2 protein-coding genes are annotated in these 996 nt (G+C 52.7%); both read right to left on the reverse strand.

The genetic code is table 11. The annotated features are described in order from the left end of the window. Positions 1-31 precede the first annotated feature (31 nt). Entirely contained in the window at positions 32-745 is a 714-nt protein-coding gene (locus DMI82_RS19490; RefSeq protein ID WP_110104298.1) for an antirestriction protein ArdA, read from the reverse strand. Beyond that, a partial coding sequence (locus tag DMI82_RS19495; protein ID WP_110104297.1) for a DUF7768 domain-containing protein occupies positions 745-996 on the reverse strand: 252 nt, incomplete at its 5' end. The genes DMI82_RS19495 and DMI82_RS19490, both read right to left, overlap by 1 nt.

A 996-nucleotide genomic window follows, 5' to 3' on the forward strand; every position in this document is an offset into this window, starting at 1 on the left:
CTTCCTTGGGACAATTTGTCTCGAAGTGCCATCACCGATCCCCACGGTCTTTTTTCTGCATTTGACGGTAGCCCTCCAAAGAAGAACCGTCTATGATTTCCTGATAAGCGGCCATTTGCGCCCGGATAGAGAGCTTCGGGAAAGAGAACACCTTATGCTCCTTGGGAATATCCTGCAAGCCATGATACACTTCCACGAAATGATCGCTTTCTTTGACAACATAGCCGCCCGGGGCAAAATGGCCGTTTTCGTGGATGCAGGCATCCCGGCCATACGCCTCATAATCGAAATACGGTTTTACCTGATCCGGCACATCCAACATTTCCAGATCGTCCACATAAATACGCCCCAGCGTTTCCTCATCGGATACGCCGGGGTAAAAGCCGTAACAGTCCAGATTTTGTGTCAGATTGATGATGTCCCGCACCGAAGAACAGTGATCGCCGCTGTCGAGGACGGCCTCCAGTGTTTCCAGCTCCGATGAGGTAAGCTCGGAAAGCAGGCAGGCCAGATGATTAAGCTCGTCCAGATTTTCATACTCGCTCAAATGGTCATAGAGCCCCAGCACATCCCCATCGAAAGAGGTAATAAAAATTTCCTGATAGCGGACGCCATCCACGCCGATCCGTTTCAAGAGAGCCTCCACCTCCTGGGCGGTTGTGGGAAATTTCAGTGTTTCACCCACAAGCTGGCCCTCGCTGTACTTTCCGGCGTTGGTAACGTAGGCTTCAAACAGGGTTGCCATTAGCGGCGGCCCTGTCCCTTGACGGTCAGGATGCCCTCAAGGGTTGTTGCCGTAATTCCCAGCCGCTGGGCCACGGCAATATCATTTTTCATGGCTTCGGTCATACTGTGCCCGCAGACAACCAGCACATGCGAACGGCGGAGCAGGTCACGGCTCATGTCGATGCCGCTTTTATGCTCCTCGGGAACAGCATCGTTGAGAAACAGGGGCAAGTACAAAGGCGGACAAATAGGAGAAAAGCCTGCCTCATA

It is taken from the genome of Blautia sp. BCRC 81119 (genome assembly GCF_003184505.1).
GTDB lineage: Bacteria > Bacillota > Clostridia > Lachnospirales > Lachnospiraceae > Blautia_A > Blautia_A fusiformis.

Coding starts and splice junctions, on each gene's coding strand:
- DMI82_RS19490 (WP_110104298.1), bottom strand. CDS start 745: ATGGCAACCCTGTTTGAAGCCTACGTTACCAACGCCGGAAAGTACAGC.